Below are 16,529 nucleotides of genomic sequence, written 5' to 3' on the forward strand. Positions count from 1 at the left end.
GGACGGAGCGCAGAAACCGGAATGTACACGGAGTACTTGAGGATTTCGAGCACCGCCCAACGAAGCAATCGAATCGCAGAATAGATTAATAGAGGTGCCCTCCGGTATAACGGTGGTTGGTATTGCCGCCGAGAGAACTCCTGTTCCCTGTATTGCGTGCACATCTCATCGGTCAGGGCAGCGAAAACGTCCGGTAACGGTAAAGAAAAGCAATGGTACCGATCTTCTCGTTGAGTCCCATGACCGGAACGAGGTAGAGGCTCTCTCCTTCCCTGACACGATACGATACCGTTCCCGGAGCATCAAGGCGGTAGCCGGGATAGCGAAGATAAAAAGAGCTCCCCTGAATTTTCCGGTCTGTCGATACCCTGACGGTACCGGAGGGATCAACAAGCATGATCAAACCGAACCCTTTTCTTTTGATGAGCTGACTGAAATACTCATCAATCTGCTCATAGTTCTGTTTGATAAGCTCCTTTCTGACCGACCAGGCAAGAGGAACTGCAAAGAGGGCAATATCCTGACGCTGCAAGTCGACAAACCGGCTCCCGGCAAGCTCTCTCTGCTCGTCCAGCTTCCGTTCACCAAGGTAGCGAACGACAACAATCCCGCCGGCAAGCAGCAGCATAACAAGCATGGTGGTTACAAGAAGAAAACGGCGCCAGAACGACGGGTTCGTCTGCGAAGAATCAAAATCGTTGCTGCACTTCATGATTCAGGAAATTTAATCAGGTTAGTTCCGGTCAAGACGGGCGAGATAGAACGCCTCTTTCTCCTGCATACCTGCCCTCTCTTCGGGCGTCTGATCATCGTAGCCGATGAGATGCAGAGCCGAATGAATGGTTACTCGCAGAAGCTCCTGGAGAAAATCGGCATCATATCTGGCGGCGTTTTCCCGCACAACATCAAGTGAAATATAAAACTCACCATCAACTTCACGATCCTTGCTGTACCGGAAGGTGACCGTATCAGTAGGATAGTCATGGCCGAGAAACTCCCGGTTGATGCGCTGGATCATTTTATTGCCGCAGTAGACGCCGACAATAGAGTCAACGGTAAACTCCTCGGTTTCAAGAACCAGAAGAACAGCATCGCTGAGCAGCTGCTCGGGAACCTCCCTTCTGGTGGTATTATGAATCTGTAGTGTCATATTGAAGTGGTTCTGATGCACCGACAAGTGCATCGATATGTTTGATCCTGTTTTTATGCACCCTGAAGGTCAGTTCAACAACCTCATCAAGATAGCGCTTCTCAATCACTTCGGTATTCTCATAAAGATAACCGATCAGCTTGTAGCTGGAGACATGCGTCAGAATTTTCCGCTCTTTGTAGTCACGGGCAACATACTTTCCGATAATCTCCTTGAGAACAGGGATGTTCACACCCCTTGCTGCGGAAATAAAGACCGCATCAGGATATTTCGCCCGTATTGACTTCAGGAGCTCCTGATCTTCAAGCGCATCGATCTTGTTGAACACCTCAATGAAGTTTTCATGATCAACACCAAGCTCCTTGAGGGTTTCGCGGACCACCTGCATCTGATCCTCAAAACCGGGATGACTGATGTCAATCACATGGAGCAGAAAATCGGCCTGAAGGACCTCATCAAGCGTTGACTTGAAACTTTCGACAAGATGGTGCGGCAGTTTACGGATAAAACCGACCGTATCGGAGAGCAGAACCAGCTTGTTGATACTCAGCTCCAGCCTTCGGGTTTTGGTATCGAGCGTGGCGAAAAGCCGGTTTTCGGCAAAAGCCTCTGCCTCAGGACAGAGAATATTCATGAGGGTGGACTTGCCTGCATTGGTGTAGCCGACAAGTGCAACCCTCGGCACCGTCTGACGGCCTCTGGTCTGGGTATTATGCTGCAGCGAAACCTCGCGAAGCTTTTTTTTCAGAAGGGAGATGCGGTTACGGACCAGACGACGGTCGGTCTCGATCTGGGTCTCACCCGGCCCCTTACTGCCGATACCTCCCTTCTGTTTGGAAAGATGGGTCCAGGCACCTGACAGGCGGGGCAGCATATATTCAAGCTGGGCAAGTTCAACCTGCATCCTGGCCTGGGCAGACTGGGCACGTATGGCAAAAATCTGCAGGATCAGACCTGTACGGTCAATCACCTTGCACTCAAGTGCCCGTTCAAGGTTTCTGGCCTGACCGGGTGTAAGATCATCATCAAAAATCACCAGATCGATCTCATGCTCTTTGACAAACGGTATCAGTTCATCAACCTTCCCTTTTCCGATGCAGTAGGCCGGATCGCGGATTTTTTTCTCCTGTATGTACGATTCAATGACATCGGCACCGGCCGTATCAGCAAGAAAGGCAAGTTCAGCAAGATACTCCTCTACAAGAGCGCGGGGTGTTTCAGGCTGGGAACAGAGACCGACAAGAACAGCCTTTTCCCGTTTATTATCAGAAGGGAGAGTATTCAATAGGGGGATGAAATTATGTAACTATTTAAATGAAAACGATCTGTAACCTGGCATGTTGCTATATTACAACCATTGTTTTATCTTGACAACTCTTCTTGTAAACAAACTCGTTACGTAAAAAGTTACACATTTTTCTTTCACGGCATACCGTAAACGGGTAAACGAGCGGTGATGACAGGAACAGGCTAATATAAGCGCGGATGTCAGATGAACTACAGCTATAACGGAAAAACTGCCATCAAGGATCCTGAAAAGAGGATAACGCTTGAAAACGCTTATCAATACTGTCGGCAGATTTCACAGCATCACGCAAAAACATTCTACCTTGCAACCCTCTTTCTGCCAAAAAGGCAGCAGAACCCGATATTTGCAATCTACGCCCTCCTGCGCACGGTCGATGATCTGGTGGATATGGCCGAGGAGAAGCTGACCAACGGCCAGATTACCAAAGAGGAGATTCAGCGCCTGCTTGAAGGGTGGAAATCAAGACTTAAAGCCTGTTATGCCGGCGAGAGTGTAAATGACCCCATCCTGATGGCCTGGCAGGATACGCTCAAAAGTTTCCCGATTCCGATAGAGTACCCGCTCGACCTGATGGACGGCGTCGCCATGGATATTGTGTTCAAACCCTTTGAAACCTTTGACGAGCTCTATGTCTACTGCTACAAGGTCGCCTCGGTTGTCGGGCTCATGACTTCCGAAATTTTCGGTTACCGCGACAAACAGGCGCTGCAGCATGCCATTGAACTCGGTATAGCCATGCAGCTTACCAACATCCTGCGTGACATCGGTGAAGATGTTGACCGCGGAAGAATCTACCTACCTCTTGAAGATCTCCGCCGCTTCAATTATACCCAGGATGAGCTCATGAAGAAGACCAACAACGAGAACTTCAAAAAACTTATGCAGTTCCAGATTGAGCGGGCAAGAGGCTACTATCGCTCTTCTGAAAAAGGGATTCCCATGCTCGAAAAGCGTAGCCGCTTTGCCGTCGGTATCAGCAGCATTAACTACTGCAACATTTTAAATGCGATAGAAAAAAACGGATACGATGTCTTTTCAAAACGCGCCTATCGCTCTTTCTATCAGAAAATCCGCACCATTCCATTTGTCTGGTATAAAACCCGTATAGCCTCCTGATGAGAGGGGTGCTTTGTACCAACCATATTTTTTCACCTCCAGAATTTCAAGGCAAAAGTAATCATGAGCAAGGAAAACGCACAGAATCCGGATAACCAGCATACACCAGACCACTCCCCGCAGCTATCCCTGAACGATCAGATGCAGCGCCGTCTTGAAGAGCGGCAGCACCTTCTTGACGCCGGAATAAACCCCTACCCCTGCCAATTCGATGTCACCAGCTTCTCCCTCGATATTATTGCAAATTTCCGGGAGGAGGCCAAAGAGCCGGTTGCCGTAGCAGGCAGAATCATGACCATCAGAAAGATGGGCAAGGCATCGTTCTTCCATATCCAGGATTCAAAGGGAAAAATCCAGATCTACCTGAAAAAGGATGAAGTTGGTGACACGGCCTACGATACCTTCAAACTTCTTGATATCGGTGATATTGTCGGCGTCAAAGGCTATTCCTTTAAAACGAGAACCGGAGAGATCTCGGTTCATGCCGAATCATTTGAACTGCTCAGCAAATCGCTGCGCCCCATTCCCGTTCCGAAGGAGAAGGAGGTTGATGGCGAGAAGGTGGTTTTTGACGCATTCAGCGACCGCGAGCAGCGCTACCGTCAGCGCTATGTTGATCTGATTGTCAACCCCGAAGTCCGCCAGACCTTTGTCAAGCGGAGTGCCGTTGTATCGTTCATGCGGCAGTTCTTCTCGTCACAAGGGTGGCTTGAAGTTGAAACCCCTATTCTGCAACCGATATACGGCGGAGCCGCCGCCCGTCCCTTCACGACGCACCACAATGCGCTCGACATGGAGCTCTACCTGCGCATTGCCAACGAACTCTATCTCAAACGGCTCATTGTCGGAGGGTTTGACGGGGTTTTCGAATTTGCCAAGGATTTCCGCAACGAGGGTATCGACCGCTTCCATAACCCCGAGTTTACCCAGGTCGAGCTCTACGTAGCCTACAAGGATTACAACTGGATGATGGAGCTTGTCGAGGATCTCTTCTACCGCACCGCGCTTGAGGTCAACAAGAGCGAGGTCACGCTCTTTCTCGGCAACGAAATCAGCCTGAAACCACCGTTCAAACGACTGAGCATTATCGACGCCATCGAAGAGTACTGCGGAAAGAATATCAGAGGAAAGTCAGAGGTGGAGCTTCGAAATGTCGCCAAGGATCTCGGACTTGAACTCGATCCCAAAATCAGCAGCGGCAAGATTATCGACGAGATATTCGGAGAGTTTGTTGAACCAAAGCTTATTCAGCCGACCTTTATCACCGACTATCCCACCGAGATGTCGCCCCTTGCCAAGGAGCACCGTTCACAGCCGGGAATTGTTGAACGCTTTGAATTGATTGTCGGCGGAAAAGAGGTGTGTAACTCATTTTCAGAGCTGAACGATCCGGTTGTCCAACGTGAACGGCTTGAATCGCAGGCAAAACTCCGCCAGCGCGGAGATGAAGAGGCGATGATTGTCGATGAGGACTTCCTTCGCGCCCTTGAGTACGGCATGCCGCCATGCGCAGGCCTCGGAATCGGCATCGACCGCATGGTGATGCTCATTACCGGCCAGGACTCGATAAGGGATGTCATCTTCTTCCCCCACATGAAGCCGGAGTAAAAACACACCGGCGGGCATCGCTGCCCCCAGTGTTGAACTCTTATTCTTCCATAGTACCTATAGGACCCATAAGACCTATAGGTACTATAAAGTGCTGAAGAGGTTTCTTGTGCTCTCCCCTGCTATAACTGAACTTTGTAATACTCTTTGTACCACGCCACAAACCGCTTTATTCCCTGCTGAACCGTCGTTTCGGGCTTGTAGTTGACATCCTGCATCAACTGATCGACATCGGCATAGGTGTCGGGCACATCACCGGGCTGAAGCGGCAGATACTCCTTTTCGGCGGTTCTGCCAAGCTGATCTTCAATCGCCTTGATGTAGTCCATGAGATCAACCGGGCTGCTGTTGCCGATATTGTAAACCCTCCAGGGTGCCCTGCTGGTACCCGGATCCGGCTTCAGACCCGACCACTCGGGATTGGGCTCGGCAGTGTGGTCGAGCGTCCTGATGATCCCTTCCGTAATATCATCAACAAAGGTGAAGTCGCGGCGATGCTTGCCGAAGTTGAAAACCTTGATGGGCTTGTTGTTGACAATGGCGTCGGTAAAAAGAAAGAGGGCCATATCCGGTCTGCCCCAGGGGCCGTAAACGGTAAAGAAACGGAGACCGGTTGTCGGAAGATTGTAGAGATGGCTGTAGGTGTGGGCCATCAGCTCGTTGGCCTTTTTGCTGGCCGCATAGAGCGAGAGCGGATGATCGACATTGTCATGGACCGAAAAGGGCATGGTCTCGTTGGCGCCGTAAACCGAACTTGAGGATGCGTAGACAAGGTGTTTCACCCCGTTATGGCGGCAACCTTCAAGAATATTGGTAAACCCCACAATGTTGCTCTCGATATAGGCGTGGGGGTTGATCAGGGAGTAGCGTACACCGGCCTGTGCGGCCAGGTTGACCACCTTTTCAAACGCACCCGTCAGGAAAAGCTCTTCCATGGCGCTGCGGTCAGCGATATCCATCCTGACAAAACGGAACCCTGCATAGGGAAGCAGCATCGAAAGCCTTGCCTCCTTGAGCGAAACATCATAGTAATCGTTCATATTGTCAATGCCCGTTACCTCTTCGCCCCTTTCAAGCAGTTGCTTGCAGACGTGAAAACCTATAAACCCGGCAGCACCGGTTACCAGTATTTTCATTGCGTGTTTTTCGTTTAATGCGTTATGACGGGCAGATATATAGCCGGCCTGAAAATTAATTTAAGAATAATACCATTACTATCGAAACCCGTGATGGAGGCACTCTCCCCTGCCGTTCCGGCAACGCCCTGACACGAACCGCTCAGAGGAGCAGAACAACCATCAGGTAAAATCTGCATGACAGGAGCAAAAGGAGCTGAAAAATGTAATTTTCTTCAAATTTGTAACTTTTTTAGGCAATAAACATAATTATCCGAATTTTTTTAAGTATATAGTGATTAGTAATTGGAACTGACAGCAACAAGACGACAGAGCCGTATGACCCGCTTTTTTGAGAGCTACGAAGCAGATCCCGCCCGGTTTTTTGATGAGGTGATTTCAAAAGAGGGAATCCCCCGGCAGCACTATGACAAACTGCTTCACCGTTTTGGCCAGTTTTCACTGGATGACATCAAGGCCCGTCGGCAGATAGTCAACATCTTCTTTCGCAACCAGGGCATTACCTTCACCGTCTACGGCGTGGAGGAGGGCATAGAACGGATTTTCCCTTTCGACCTTATCCCGAGAGTGGTACCGGCAAACGAGTGGCAGACTATTGAAAAGGGTCTGATACAGCGGATCACAGCGCTCAACGCCTTTCTGCATGATATCTATCACGGCCAGAAAATTCTCAAGGACAAGGTGATTCCGGCGGAACTGGTACTCGGCAGCAAGCACTTCCGGCGCGAGTTTGTCGGCATCAATCCCCCGCTCGGCATCTACATTCATGTCACCGGTAGCGATATTATCCGCGACGGCGAGGGCAACTATCTGGTACTTGAAGACAACCTGCGCACCCCGAGCGGCGTATCCTACATGCTGCAGAACCGACAGGCGATGAAGCGGGCATTTCCGGTACTCTTTGAAAAATACAAGATCCGGCCGATCGAAAACTACCCGCAGGAGCTGCTTCGCACCCTGCAGGAGATCAGCCCCGTGCGCAGAAACGAGCCTAACGTGGTGGTGCTTACCCCCGGAATCTACAACTCCGCATACTTCGAACACAGCTTCCTTGCCCGCCAGATGGGTGTTGAACTGACCGAGGGGAAGGATCTGGTCGTCAACAACAACAAGGTCTATACCAGGACCACCCGTGGTCTTGAGCGTGTCGATGTCATATACCGCCGCGTGGACGATGACTATCTCGATCCGCTGGTCTTCCGCCCCGACTCCAAGCTCGGCGTTGCCGGTCTCATCAACGCCTACCGCAAAGGCAATGTTGCACTCGCCAATGCCATCGGCGCCGGTGTTGCTGACGACAAGGTGATCTACAGCTTTACGCCCGATATCATCAAATACTATCTCGGTGAGGATCCCATACTGCAGATTGTGCCGACATGGCTGCCGAGCAACCCCGGAGATCTGAAATATATTCTTGAAAACCTTGCTTCTCTGGTCGTGAAGGCGGCCAATGAATCAGGCGGTTACGGCATGCTGATCGGGCCGGAATCAACCGTTGCCGAGCAGGAGAAGTTTGCCGAAATGATTGTTGCCAATCCGCGCAACTACATTGCGCAGCCGACCATATCGCTCTCGCGCCATCCGAGCTTTTTCAATGACAGCGAGATCTTCGGATGTCATATTGACCTTCGCCCCTATGTGTTGTACGGCAAAACCGTTACCATAGTCCCCGGCGGCCTGACAAGGGTAGCGCTCAAGCGCGGATCGCTGGTGGTAAACTCCTCCCAGGGCGGCGGAAGCAAGGATACCTGGGTTGTTGACGAATAAATAATTAATTGCTGAATCATGTTAAGCCGTGTTGCCGAATCGCTCTTCTGGATGAGCCGCTATTTTGAAAGGGCGGAAAATACCGCAAGGTTTCTCGACGTCAATTTCAATCTGCTGCTCGACCTCAACAACATCACGCACACCGAGAATCCGAACTACTGGATAGCGCTCATTCTTGTCACCAGCGACAGGGAGCGTTTCAATGATCTCTATAAGGAGTATAACGCCCATACCGTTACCGACTACCTGGTGTTCAACAAAAACAATCCGAACTCCATCACCTCCTGTATCGGGCTTGCAAGGGAGAATGCACGCAGCATCATCGAGAGCATTTCAAGCGAAATGTGGGAGCAGGTCAACAACCTCTACCACTATCTGCAGAGTGTCACGCCGCAGTTCGTGCACAACGACCCCTACAGCTTCTACAAGGAGATCAAAAATTCATCCCATCTCTTTCAGGGCATTACCGACAACACCTTCTCGCACAACGAAGGGTGGGACTTCATCCAGATTGCCAAATACCTTGAACGGACCGATAACATTGCCCGCCTGATCGATGTCAAATATCACATGCTGCTGCCGGAACTGCACAGTTCGCTGGAGGAGAGTGAAGATTCAACCGATATTGTAGCCGGTTCGGTCGATATCATCCAGTGGATGGCGGTACTGAAAAGCTGCAGCGCCCTTGAAGCATTTCGAAAGGTCTATCTCTCAAAGATCGATCCCGACAACATCCTGCGCTTTCTGATTCTTGACCGCAGCTTCCCCCGCAGCATCAACTTCTCTGTATGCGCGGCTGAAGATGCCCTCTGGCGGATATCGGGCAGCTCGCGGCACCGCTATGTCAACAATGCCGACCGGTTTATAGGCAAAATGGAGGCCGAACTGAGTTACACCTCCATTGAGGATATCTACTCGAAAGGACTGCATCTCTACCTTGCCGATCTGGAGCAGCGGCTGGTAAAAATTGGAGAACAGGTACACCTGACCTATTTTGCATACCATACACCGGAAATCGAACCGCAGGATGTTGAAGAGGCGCTTCCCTTTACCGGAGTGGCTGGCGGACGCGCCAACTGGAGCCAGGCGCAACAGCAGCAGCAGCAATAACCCGACTCAATTACCAAGAGCATGATTTTAAAAGTTGAACACGCAACCCTGTTTGAATATGATAGTCCGATCTATGAAACAGCTACAGAGGTAAGGCTTCACCCGAGCAACAACCACGCTGCACCGCAGCGATGTGCAAGCTTCAAGCTTCAGGTCGACCCCCCTGCCACCATTTTCGAATACACCGATTTCTACGGTAACTGCGTCAACCACTTCAACCTGCTCCAGAGCCATAAACGGGTAAAAATTGTAGCGACATCCGTTGTTGAAACCGGTATTGGAAACACCTCAGCCACTGATGATGAAGATATCTTTCTGATGGATTTTTCCGGCGAAAGCCGTTATGTCCATTTTGACCCTGCTGTACGCGATTTCACCACCTGTTTTGCCACGAATACCGGCAGTGCCCAGCTTGCTGAATCAATCTGCCGGCACATCAACGAATCATTCATCTACGAACCGGGCGTAACCGACGTTCACAGCACCAGTGCGGTCGTCATGGCCCTCGGGCGGGGTGTCTGCCAGGACTTTGCCCACATCATGCTTGCCACCTGCCGCTACCTCGGCGTTCCCGCCCGCTACGTCAGCGGCTACCTCTTCGGAGGAAGCACCCCTGACGGACGTGATGAAGCAAGCCACGCATGGTGCGAAGTATACTGCGGAAAGGAAAAAGGGTGGATCGGCATGGACCCTACCCACAGCACCCTCTTTGTTGATGATCGCTATATTAAAATCGGTTCAGGCCGTGACTATGGCGATGTTCCTCCGGTACGAGGCACCTTCAAGGGCAATGCCACCGAAAAGCTCAGCGTTGCAGTCAAGGTCTCTTCAATGGACGAGAAAAACTGATGAGCGCCCCTGAATTCGTTTAAGGGAATTCAGGCAGGAAGAGTACATTATACCATAACGATCAAAAGCAGACCTCGACTTTTTGGGGAGATTCAGAGACACCACTTGATCATGTCAGGAAGTGTTCAATTCAGCACCGCCATCCTTCTGCTCACGCTTCTGCTCACCGCAGCAGTACCCGCCGCCGGGCCCCTGACCGCAGAAGAGTACTACCTGAGCGGTAAGGCAAAATATCACCTGAAAGACTATACCGGCGCCATTGAGGATTACAACAGGGCCGCAGAGCTGGCGCCGGACATTGCCAAAATTTTCGGGAGCCGCGGCGCAGCCAAGCGCAAGCTCGGCGATAAAAGGGCCGCTATCGCCGACGCACAGCAAGCCGCCCGCCTCGGTGACAGGCAGGCCCGGAGAATTCTCCGCTTTCCGGGATATGAGTGGTAGATAAAAAGTTATTTTTTGGCGAGGATAAAGCAAAATTCAATGATTGCTACGGGTTCCAATCACGTGAGCCATGAATAACGCCAGTAATCCAAACTTCCTTTTTTTCAACTCGATACATGATACGGTAAGCTCCGTATATGATTTCACGACAAGCCTGATCCATTATCTCTGGAATTATCCGACCGGAAAAAGGGAATTTGTGTAAACGGTCAGTGGCCTCAATAATTCTGCCAACAAAAACAGTAGCCAATTCAAAAGAGTCCCTTGCAATTTACTCAGCAATAGAGGTAACATCATCCAATGCAGATGGTGCCCATATCACGTTCACTGTAGCCATTTCTCCAGTTTCCTCTTCGCTTCAGACTGTGATATCCCCTTGCCCTCCCGAATCTCTTTTTCGCCATATGAAAATTTAATATTCACATAGAGGGCATGAATGATCTCATCCATAGAGACATCATCAGGCAAAGCATCAATTACCTGTTTCGCAGTTTCTTTACCCGCCATAACTCTCCTCCTTTCAAAAATCAGTTTCAACTACATAATCAACTCGGACAACGACACCCATGAACACTGACAATATACGATCTGCGACAGCAAATGGTAATGACCCAATTCAGCCATCAAGATCGCGCACCATAGAGAGCGCTGAGGCAGGGCAGAGCGAGCGGAACTCGGCTGTCCCCTTTACTCTTGCAGGCAGACTCTCTCGTGAACAAACCCGGTACCCCCGACGCTTGAAATACTCCTCTGCCGTTGTGGTGAGAAGGTAGATATGCCTCACTCCTGCACGGTATCCAGAGGCTTCCATGCGTTGGCACAGTTCCCCGGCGACCCCCCTGTTCCGGCAGTTTCGCGCAACACACACCGAACGAAGCAATCCATCACTCCCGAGCAGCTCAACCCCCGCCGTCGCAACCAGAACGTCTCCCTCTTTTGCCAGAATAAAATGGTCAAGGTGCTCTCCCGCATCCTCGAAAGGAAGGCCGTTTTCCCTGAGCAGTGCCTGCACCACCGGAAGATCATCCGGAGTGGCCTGAGAGTAGATAATGCTTTCCGAAGGTGCTGGGGCCTCAATCATGGTACCTGGAATATCATTGTTTATAAACCCGTTCGATAAATCAGGTATTGGCAAACAGAGTTTTCTGTAACCTGAAGTCAGACTCATCGAAAAAATACTTCTGCAAACATGAAAGTGCAAGAAGCATCCCGCTCAATGAAGCGGTTTTTTCGCCGCCACCTTCAGGCTGACGATGGTACTGCCTATACGCTGAATCTCACTCATCGGGATCTGCATGGTTGCGACGACCTCCTTCAGCATCGGCTGTTCGGCAATCAGCTCCGCAGGAAAGTGACTCTCTCCGACTACCGTTATCTCCTCAAAACCGGCACGCTTTATGGCATCGAGATACTCATCCTTGCGAATGGCTCCGGCAATGCAGCGGATATAGGCTTCAAGCGAACTGCCGAGGTAATCCGGCAGATCTTCAAGCAGGGCCATGTCCGAAACCACAAGGCTCCCGCCCGGTTTCAGCACGCGGAATGCCTCCTGAAAAACCTTCGGTTTGTCGGTTGAGAGGTTGATGACGCAGTTCGAAATGACCACGTCCACCGTTGAGCTCTCGACCGGAAGGTTCTCGATCTCTCCCTGACGGAACTCAACATTGCGGTAGCCGTTGTTCCGGGCGTTCGCTCTTGCCCGCTCAATCATCTCCGGGGTCATATCCACTCCGATAACAAGGCCGCTCTCGCCGACAAGTCTCGCAGCAAGAAAAGCGTCCACTCCCGCTCCCGAACCGAGATCGAGCACCACGTCACCCTCTTTGATCACGACAAGCGACACCGGATTGCCGCACCCGAGCCCGAGATTGGCCCCATCCGGTATGCTCTTCAGCTCCGCATCGGAATACCCCGCAACCCTGCCTGCCGACTCGATAAACTCCGGCGACATGACGCCCGACGGTTTGCAGCAGCCGAACAAGCTGCCTCTCTTGACGGTTGCGCCGTAGCGCTCTTTAATCGCATCCCTGATACTCTTCTGTTCCATGCTTGCACTCCTTTTCTTTAACTTTTTTTCTAACATTATGTTTTTCATCATACACCGTGTTCGATAAAAAAGTAACTATATTTCAGAAGCACGTCAACAACCAATGTTTCGACAATTGTTCGATTCCGGACAGAAGTACCGGTTTCGTCCGGTAAAACAGAGGATTTATGAAAGAAAAAAAGAGCGACCGGCGGATAGGCCGTACCCGAAGGCTGATGCATGAGGCACTCATGGCGCTGATTGTAGAGAAAGGGTACGAAGCGGTCACCGTGCAGGATATTCTTGACCGGGCGGATGTAGGCCGCTCAACCTTCTATGCGCACTATCGCGACAAGGATGAACTGCTTCTCTCAAGTTTCGAGCAGTTGCGAAGCCTCTTTGAAGAGCAGCAGCAGGCAATCTTTGCCGCAAGGCGAACCGGCAGGGAGCCGGAACTCAACATCGTGCTGGAACTCTTCCGGCACACCGGCGAGCATCACAGACTCTACAAGGCCATTGCGGGCAAGCAGAGCGGCGAGATGATCCTGAAATACCTTCACCGCTATCTCTATAATCTCCTGATCGGGCCGCATACAGAGATGATGAAAGGGAGCGTTGCGCCGCCCGTGCCCGTTGAAGTAACAACGCACCATCTGGTCAGTTCGCTCCTCTCGCTCATCACCTGGTGGCTTGACAGCAACATGCCCTTCCCGCCGGAAAGGATGGATGAGATCTTCAGAATACTCTCAACCCCCACCCTTGAAGCGGCCTTCGGGCGAAAGATGGAGGGGAAAAACACGAGTGAATATCCTGAAGGAAGCGTGATGGCTTTCTACAGCCGGTTTATCGACCGAGGCTGCTGCCCTGGGAAGTAGATGAAGCTTTTGGAAAGGAACGGAATGAACAGGAAAAGACTTTGAGATTAAAAGTGGCCTTCTGAGACACGCATAACCGAAGATCGGATAATGGAATGGGAGCTGAAAAGATGCCCAACTACTTCTTCAGAAACAAACTGCACCTCTCGGTGCTTTCGGCTATCGGAGCCGCAAGCTGGTCGGTCTATTTCACCATCCCGGTTAACGGATGGGCTGTGCTGACTGTCTTTATCCTCACCTTTTCAATCTATCAGGACAACCGGCTCACCGATGACGTCGAAGATGCTGCAAATGATCCGGAAGGGCTGAAAAATGCGCAGAAAAACGAGGCCTTCATCACCTACTTCACTACCTGGATGCTTCCCGTTGCTGCTCTCGTTATCGCCCTGCAATTCGGTTCTGCAGCACTCTGGACAACGGCGCTGATCATTCTCATCGGATTGCTCTATAACCACAAATGCTTCCCCGCCTCTCTCTCCCGTCGCCTCGATAGCGCCCGGAGGCTGAAAGATATCTACGTTGTCAAAAATCTCACCCCGCCGATAGACTGGGCAACCGCAATCATCTTTCTCCCCCTCTTTTTCGAGGGTCGCCCGCTTACGCCGAAAGCGTGGGTCTGTTGGGTCTATCTCTTTATCTGCGCCTTTTTTATTGAAGTCATGTGGGACATGCGCGACCGTCGGGGCGATCTCTCAAGCGGCATCAAAACCATAGCCAACACCCTCTCCTTTCTGCATACCAAACAGTTCCTCATCATCACAAGTGTGATCTCCGGAGCCATCCTCTTCACCTTTACCTTCACGAAATTTCTTCCGGGATCAACCTATTTCCTGCTCGCAAACAACGCGGCCGTGATCGTCATCGCCAGCTTGTACAATGAGAAAAGAGAGGCATTCATGCGCCAAATCAGCGACGTCACCATCCTCCTCGCCACCGTCCTCTTCCTCTCCTTCGGCCTGATCGCCTTCTATTCAAGGTAGCCCCGTTCAGTATCCAGATCTTCCGTTTCCTCTTAGCTCACAAGGCCATCAGATGTATTAATAATTGTTAATCCGTGTATCTTTTGATAACTTTTGAAGTTCTCAACTACATCATCAGCCAACACAGTTAGACCTCAAAGAGAGAGAGGAGGTGCTCACGACAAAAAAACGGAATAGATGACTCCATACCGCCCCGTTTATTCAGGATGAGCATCTGCCATCTCAACAGACAGGGGGAACCACACTCACAACACTCTTCAGCAATTTTCATCATCAGCAACGCAAAAGGAGGAAAATATGCAACTCATTTTTAAACAGTGGCTTAGCGGAATACGGGCAGATTTTTGGCTGCCAAAAGAAAAATTGATCGGAGAGTTCATCGCAAAGAATAAAATTCCGGCTCTTGAAAAGATATCCAATGCTGTTTTAGAGGAGCATACAAGAGATCTTGCCGGAGTATTGAAACCTGTCGGTGCAAAAATCACGATCGATAAAATCAAACACTGGCCGGGCGGCTTGAAAAACCCCCACCTGCACTACAAAGGCGATCTCTATGTGCTTAATGATGCACAGTGGAAAAAATTCACAACGCCACTCCTTGAGGAGTTGAGCACCAAACTGACGACAGGGCCATCGATCTCCTTTGATGGACTTGTTGATGCTCACGCTATCAAATAATGGCACCCGCAAGGTAGTTCTGTTTTACTGAGAGCAGTGGCAGTGCCAAGTAACACTGCCACTGTTTTTTTCCACTCTTCCTGCGATCCAAATGAAATACACGATAGCGGTTACACAACAATGCAACCTTGGATGCAGTTACTGTTACATATCGAGAAACAGAGAGGTGATGAGTCCGGCAACTGCCGACAGGATCATCGAATTCATGTTTCATCATACGCCGGAAGATGAAACAATCGAGATTGGATTTTTTGGCGGTGAACCCATGCTGGAGTTTGACCTTATCAAAAACATATCGAGTCGGATCCGGAGTCACCGCGCCTATAATCCGGACAAGGTCAATTTTTTTATTGTCAGCAATGGTACGATTTTCTCTGACGCCATAGCCGATGAACTTGTTCGCCTGCAACTCCCTTTTGGCATAAGCTGTGACGGACCTCCTCATATCCAGGACGCTTCAAGAGTGTTCAGGGATGGCAGAGGCAGCTCAACCGTGGTTGAAAAGAACATTCGCCACGCGCTTCGATCTTTTCCTTTTTTACCCGTTAATGCCGTCTACACGCCGAACACCCTCCAACACCTGCCGGAGGTGATCGATTACTTTTACGCACTCGGAGTCAGAGTCATCTATCTCAACCCTGATATTTCTGCACGATGGACAAGGGAGCACGCCGAAATGCTTCCGGAACTCTACCGCACCGTCGGAGAAAAATATATCGACTACTACAAGCAGGAAACACCTTGTTATATCAGTATGATCGACAGCAAGGTTACGGTTATCATGAGAGGCGGCTATCAGGCGCTTGAGAAATGCAGAATGGGCAAGGGGGAGTTTGCATTTGCTCCATCAGGAAATGTCTACCCCTGTGAACGTCTTATCGGCAGTGATGACGGAGTGACCCACTGCCTTGGCAATATCAACAGCAACAACCTCTCGAAGGTAAGATGCACTCATGATGCATCAAATATCGCCAACGGAATCTGCCCCGCCTGCGAATTGAACCAGTACTGCATGAACTGGTGCGGCTGCACAAACTACTTTGCAACAGGAGACTACAACGCTCCGGGAGCATTTCTCTGCGCCTCTGAAAAAACCTCAATTGGAGTTGCTCTGGAGGTTATCAACACACTCGGAAATGAAGGAATCCCCTTCTCAGATCACCTTGCAGGAACCCCGCTCATGAGCATTATCGGCGAGAGTGTTCTGAAAGGATAAGGTGGGCAAGCGAAAGCAATCACACCCGAATGCTTTTGAGAAAGTTATACTTGGGGACATCCTATAGCGAAAAAAGCAACAATAAACCCGTCAACATTTTCGTACCATGTATTTCACTGCGCTTGTCGTTACGCCCAGTTGCCGTGCGGTCTCGGCCATTGACAGGCCATACTCGCTGGTAAACTTTAGGGCGAGACCCTTTCTCAACGTTGGTAGTGTTCCACACCTACTCCCTGATCGAAAAAATGCAACGGTGATACCGGCATTC

18 protein-coding genes are annotated in these 16,529 nt (G+C 50.5%); 10 read left to right on the forward strand and 8 right to left on the reverse strand.

The annotated features are described in order from the left end of the window. Positions 1-172: 172 nt before the first annotated feature. From BOO20_RS04730 to hflX, 3 genes are read right to left on the reverse strand one after another with little or no spacing between them, the layout of a single operon-like run. Entirely contained in the window at positions 173-712 is a 540-nt protein-coding gene (locus tag BOO20_RS04730; RefSeq protein WP_076790982.1) for a hypothetical protein, read from the reverse strand. Positions 713-733: 21 nt separating this feature from the next. After that, complete coding sequence (gene ybeY, locus BOO20_RS04735; protein WP_076790984.1) at positions 734-1,150, reverse strand: rRNA maturation RNase YbeY; 417 nt, start codon at positions 1,148-1,150, stop codon at positions 734-736. Further along, positions 1,131-2,435, reverse strand: a complete 1,305-nt coding sequence (hflX, locus tag BOO20_RS04740) for a GTPase HflX (protein WP_076790986.1) — start codon at positions 2,433-2,435, stop codon at positions 1,131-1,133. The genes ybeY and hflX overlap by 20 nt, the downstream gene beginning before the upstream one ends. Positions 2,436-2,642: 207 nt before the next feature. Here hflX and BOO20_RS04745 point away from each other — a divergent pair, with 207 nt between their 5' ends. Both BOO20_RS04745 and lysS read left to right on the forward strand, forming a co-directional pair. Next, on the forward strand, positions 2,643-3,575 hold the full coding sequence (locus BOO20_RS04745; protein WP_076790988.1) for a phytoene/squalene synthase family protein: 933 nt from the start codon (positions 2,643-2,645) through the stop codon (positions 3,573-3,575). Positions 3,576-3,638: 63 nt separating this feature from the next. Next, the gene (gene lysS, locus BOO20_RS04750) at positions 3,639-5,183 is read left to right on the forward strand and encodes a lysine--tRNA ligase (RefSeq protein WP_076790990.1); all 1,545 of its coding nucleotides are present in this window, start codon (positions 3,639-3,641) and stop codon (positions 5,181-5,183) included. 122 nt (positions 5,184-5,305) lie between these two features. Here lysS and BOO20_RS04755 read toward each other — a convergent pair whose 3' ends face one another. Then, positions 5,306-6,319, reverse strand: coding sequence for an NAD-dependent epimerase (locus tag BOO20_RS04755; protein ID WP_076790992.1), 1,014 nt, complete (start codon positions 6,317-6,319; stop codon positions 5,306-5,308). 318 nt (positions 6,320-6,637) lie between these two features. On the opposite strand from BOO20_RS04755, the gene BOO20_RS04760 reads away from it, so the two are divergent. The 4 genes from BOO20_RS04760 (at position 6,638) to BOO20_RS04775 (ending at position 10,486) form a co-directional block, all read left to right on the forward strand. Further along, positions 6,638-8,086 (forward strand): circularly permuted type 2 ATP-grasp protein, encoded by a 1,449-nt coding sequence (locus tag BOO20_RS04760; protein WP_076790994.1) that lies wholly within the window; start codon positions 6,638-6,640, stop codon positions 8,084-8,086. A gap of 18 nt (positions 8,087-8,104) precedes the next feature. Then, positions 8,105-9,196, forward strand: coding sequence for an alpha-E domain-containing protein (locus BOO20_RS04765; protein WP_076790996.1), 1,092 nt, complete (start codon positions 8,105-8,107; stop codon positions 9,194-9,196). A 21-nt stretch (positions 9,197-9,217) separates the two neighbouring features. Further along, positions 9,218-10,045: a transglutaminase family protein gene (locus tag BOO20_RS04770; protein ID WP_076790997.1), complete on the forward strand. Its 828-nt coding sequence runs from the start codon at positions 9,218-9,220 to the stop codon at positions 10,043-10,045. Between the two features lie 111 nt (positions 10,046-10,156). Next, positions 10,157-10,486 carry a tetratricopeptide repeat protein gene (locus tag BOO20_RS04775; RefSeq protein ID WP_076790998.1) on the forward strand — a complete coding sequence of 110 codons (330 nt, stop codon included), beginning with the start codon at positions 10,157-10,159 and terminating at the stop codon, positions 10,484-10,486. A 46-nt stretch (positions 10,487-10,532) separates the two neighbouring features. On the opposite strand, the gene BOO20_RS13330 is transcribed toward BOO20_RS04775, so the two are convergent. From BOO20_RS13330 to arsM, 4 genes are all read right to left on the reverse strand, one after another. Further along, positions 10,533-10,736, reverse strand: a complete 204-nt coding sequence (locus BOO20_RS13330) for a type II toxin-antitoxin system RelE/ParE family toxin (protein ID WP_158068729.1) — start codon at positions 10,734-10,736, stop codon at positions 10,533-10,535. Between the two features lie 74 nt (positions 10,737-10,810). Beyond that, on the reverse strand, positions 10,811-10,993 hold the full coding sequence (locus BOO20_RS04785) for a hypothetical protein (RefSeq protein WP_076791000.1): 183 nt from the start codon (positions 10,991-10,993) through the stop codon (positions 10,811-10,813). 109 nt (positions 10,994-11,102) lie between these two features. Beyond that, on the reverse strand, positions 11,103-11,567 hold the full coding sequence (gene arsN2 / locus BOO20_RS04790) for an arsenic resistance N-acetyltransferase ArsN2 (RefSeq protein WP_076791002.1): 465 nt from the start codon (positions 11,565-11,567) through the stop codon (positions 11,103-11,105). A 132-nt stretch (positions 11,568-11,699) separates the two neighbouring features. Then, on the reverse strand, positions 11,700-12,533 hold the full coding sequence (gene arsM, locus BOO20_RS04795) for an arsenite methyltransferase (protein WP_076791004.1): 834 nt from the start codon (positions 12,531-12,533) through the stop codon (positions 11,700-11,702). 167 nt (positions 12,534-12,700) lie between these two features. Between arsM and BOO20_RS04800 the strand changes: the two genes are divergently transcribed. The 4 genes from BOO20_RS04800 to BOO20_RS04815 all read left to right on the forward strand — a co-directional run bounded on the left by BOO20_RS04800 (position 12,701) and on the right by BOO20_RS04815 (position 16,261). Then, positions 12,701-13,387 (forward strand): TetR/AcrR family transcriptional regulator, encoded by a 687-nt coding sequence (locus BOO20_RS04800; protein WP_076791006.1) that lies wholly within the window; start codon positions 12,701-12,703, stop codon positions 13,385-13,387. Between the two features lie 110 nt (positions 13,388-13,497). Then, positions 13,498-14,367 carry a UbiA family prenyltransferase gene (locus BOO20_RS04805; RefSeq protein ID WP_076791010.1) on the forward strand — a complete coding sequence of 290 codons (870 nt, stop codon included), beginning with the start codon at positions 13,498-13,500 and terminating at the stop codon, positions 14,365-14,367. Between the two features lie 297 nt (positions 14,368-14,664). Further along, a complete protein-coding gene (locus BOO20_RS04810) occupies positions 14,665-15,045 on the forward strand; it encodes a hypothetical protein (RefSeq protein ID WP_076791007.1) in 381 nt (126 codons plus the stop codon). Between the two features lie 91 nt (positions 15,046-15,136). Then, positions 15,137-16,261, forward strand: a complete 1,125-nt coding sequence (locus BOO20_RS04815) for a radical SAM protein (protein WP_076791008.1) — start codon at positions 15,137-15,139, stop codon at positions 16,259-16,261. The last annotated feature ends 268 nt before the right edge of the window (positions 16,262-16,529 follow it).

It is taken from the genome of Chlorobium sp. KB01 (assembly GCF_001975465.1).
Classification (GTDB): domain Bacteria; phylum Bacteroidota; class Chlorobiia; order Chlorobiales; family Chlorobiaceae; genus Chlorobium.

Coding starts and splice junctions, on each gene's coding strand:
- BOO20_RS04730 (WP_076790982.1), bottom strand. CDS start 712: ATGAAGTGCAGCAACGATTTTGATTCTTCGCAGACGAACCCGTCGTTC.
- ybeY (WP_076790984.1), bottom strand. CDS start 1,150: ATGACACTACAGATTCATAATACCACCAGAAGGGAGGTTCCCGAGCAG.
- BOO20_RS04745 (WP_076790988.1), top strand. CDS start 2,643: ATGAACTACAGCTATAACGGAAAAACTGCCATCAAGGATCCTGAAAAG.
- lysS (WP_076790990.1), top strand. CDS start 3,639: ATGAGCAAGGAAAACGCACAGAATCCGGATAACCAGCATACACCAGAC.
- BOO20_RS04755 (WP_076790992.1), bottom strand. CDS start 6,319: ATGAAAATACTGGTAACCGGTGCTGCCGGGTTTATAGGTTTTCACGTC.
- BOO20_RS04760 (WP_076790994.1), top strand. CDS start 6,638: ATGACCCGCTTTTTTGAGAGCTACGAAGCAGATCCCGCCCGGTTTTTT.
- BOO20_RS04765 (WP_076790996.1), top strand. CDS start 8,105: ATGTTAAGCCGTGTTGCCGAATCGCTCTTCTGGATGAGCCGCTATTTT.
- BOO20_RS04770 (WP_076790997.1), top strand. CDS start 9,218: ATGATTTTAAAAGTTGAACACGCAACCCTGTTTGAATATGATAGTCCG.
- BOO20_RS04775 (WP_076790998.1), top strand. CDS start 10,157: ATGTCAGGAAGTGTTCAATTCAGCACCGCCATCCTTCTGCTCACGCTT.
- BOO20_RS04785 (WP_076791000.1), bottom strand. CDS start 10,993: ATGGCGGGTAAAGAAACTGCGAAACAGGTAATTGATGCTTTGCCTGAT.
- arsN2 (WP_076791002.1), bottom strand. CDS start 11,567: ATGATTGAGGCCCCAGCACCTTCGGAAAGCATTATCTACTCTCAGGCC.
- arsM (WP_076791004.1), bottom strand. CDS start 12,533: ATGGAACAGAAGAGTATCAGGGATGCGATTAAAGAGCGCTACGGCGCA.
- BOO20_RS04800 (WP_076791006.1), top strand. CDS start 12,701: ATGAAAGAAAAAAAGAGCGACCGGCGGATAGGCCGTACCCGAAGGCTG.
- BOO20_RS04805 (WP_076791010.1), top strand. CDS start 13,498: ATGCCCAACTACTTCTTCAGAAACAAACTGCACCTCTCGGTGCTTTCG.
- BOO20_RS04810 (WP_076791007.1), top strand. CDS start 14,665: ATGCAACTCATTTTTAAACAGTGGCTTAGCGGAATACGGGCAGATTTT.
- BOO20_RS04815 (WP_076791008.1), top strand. CDS start 15,137: ATGAAATACACGATAGCGGTTACACAACAATGCAACCTTGGATGCAGT.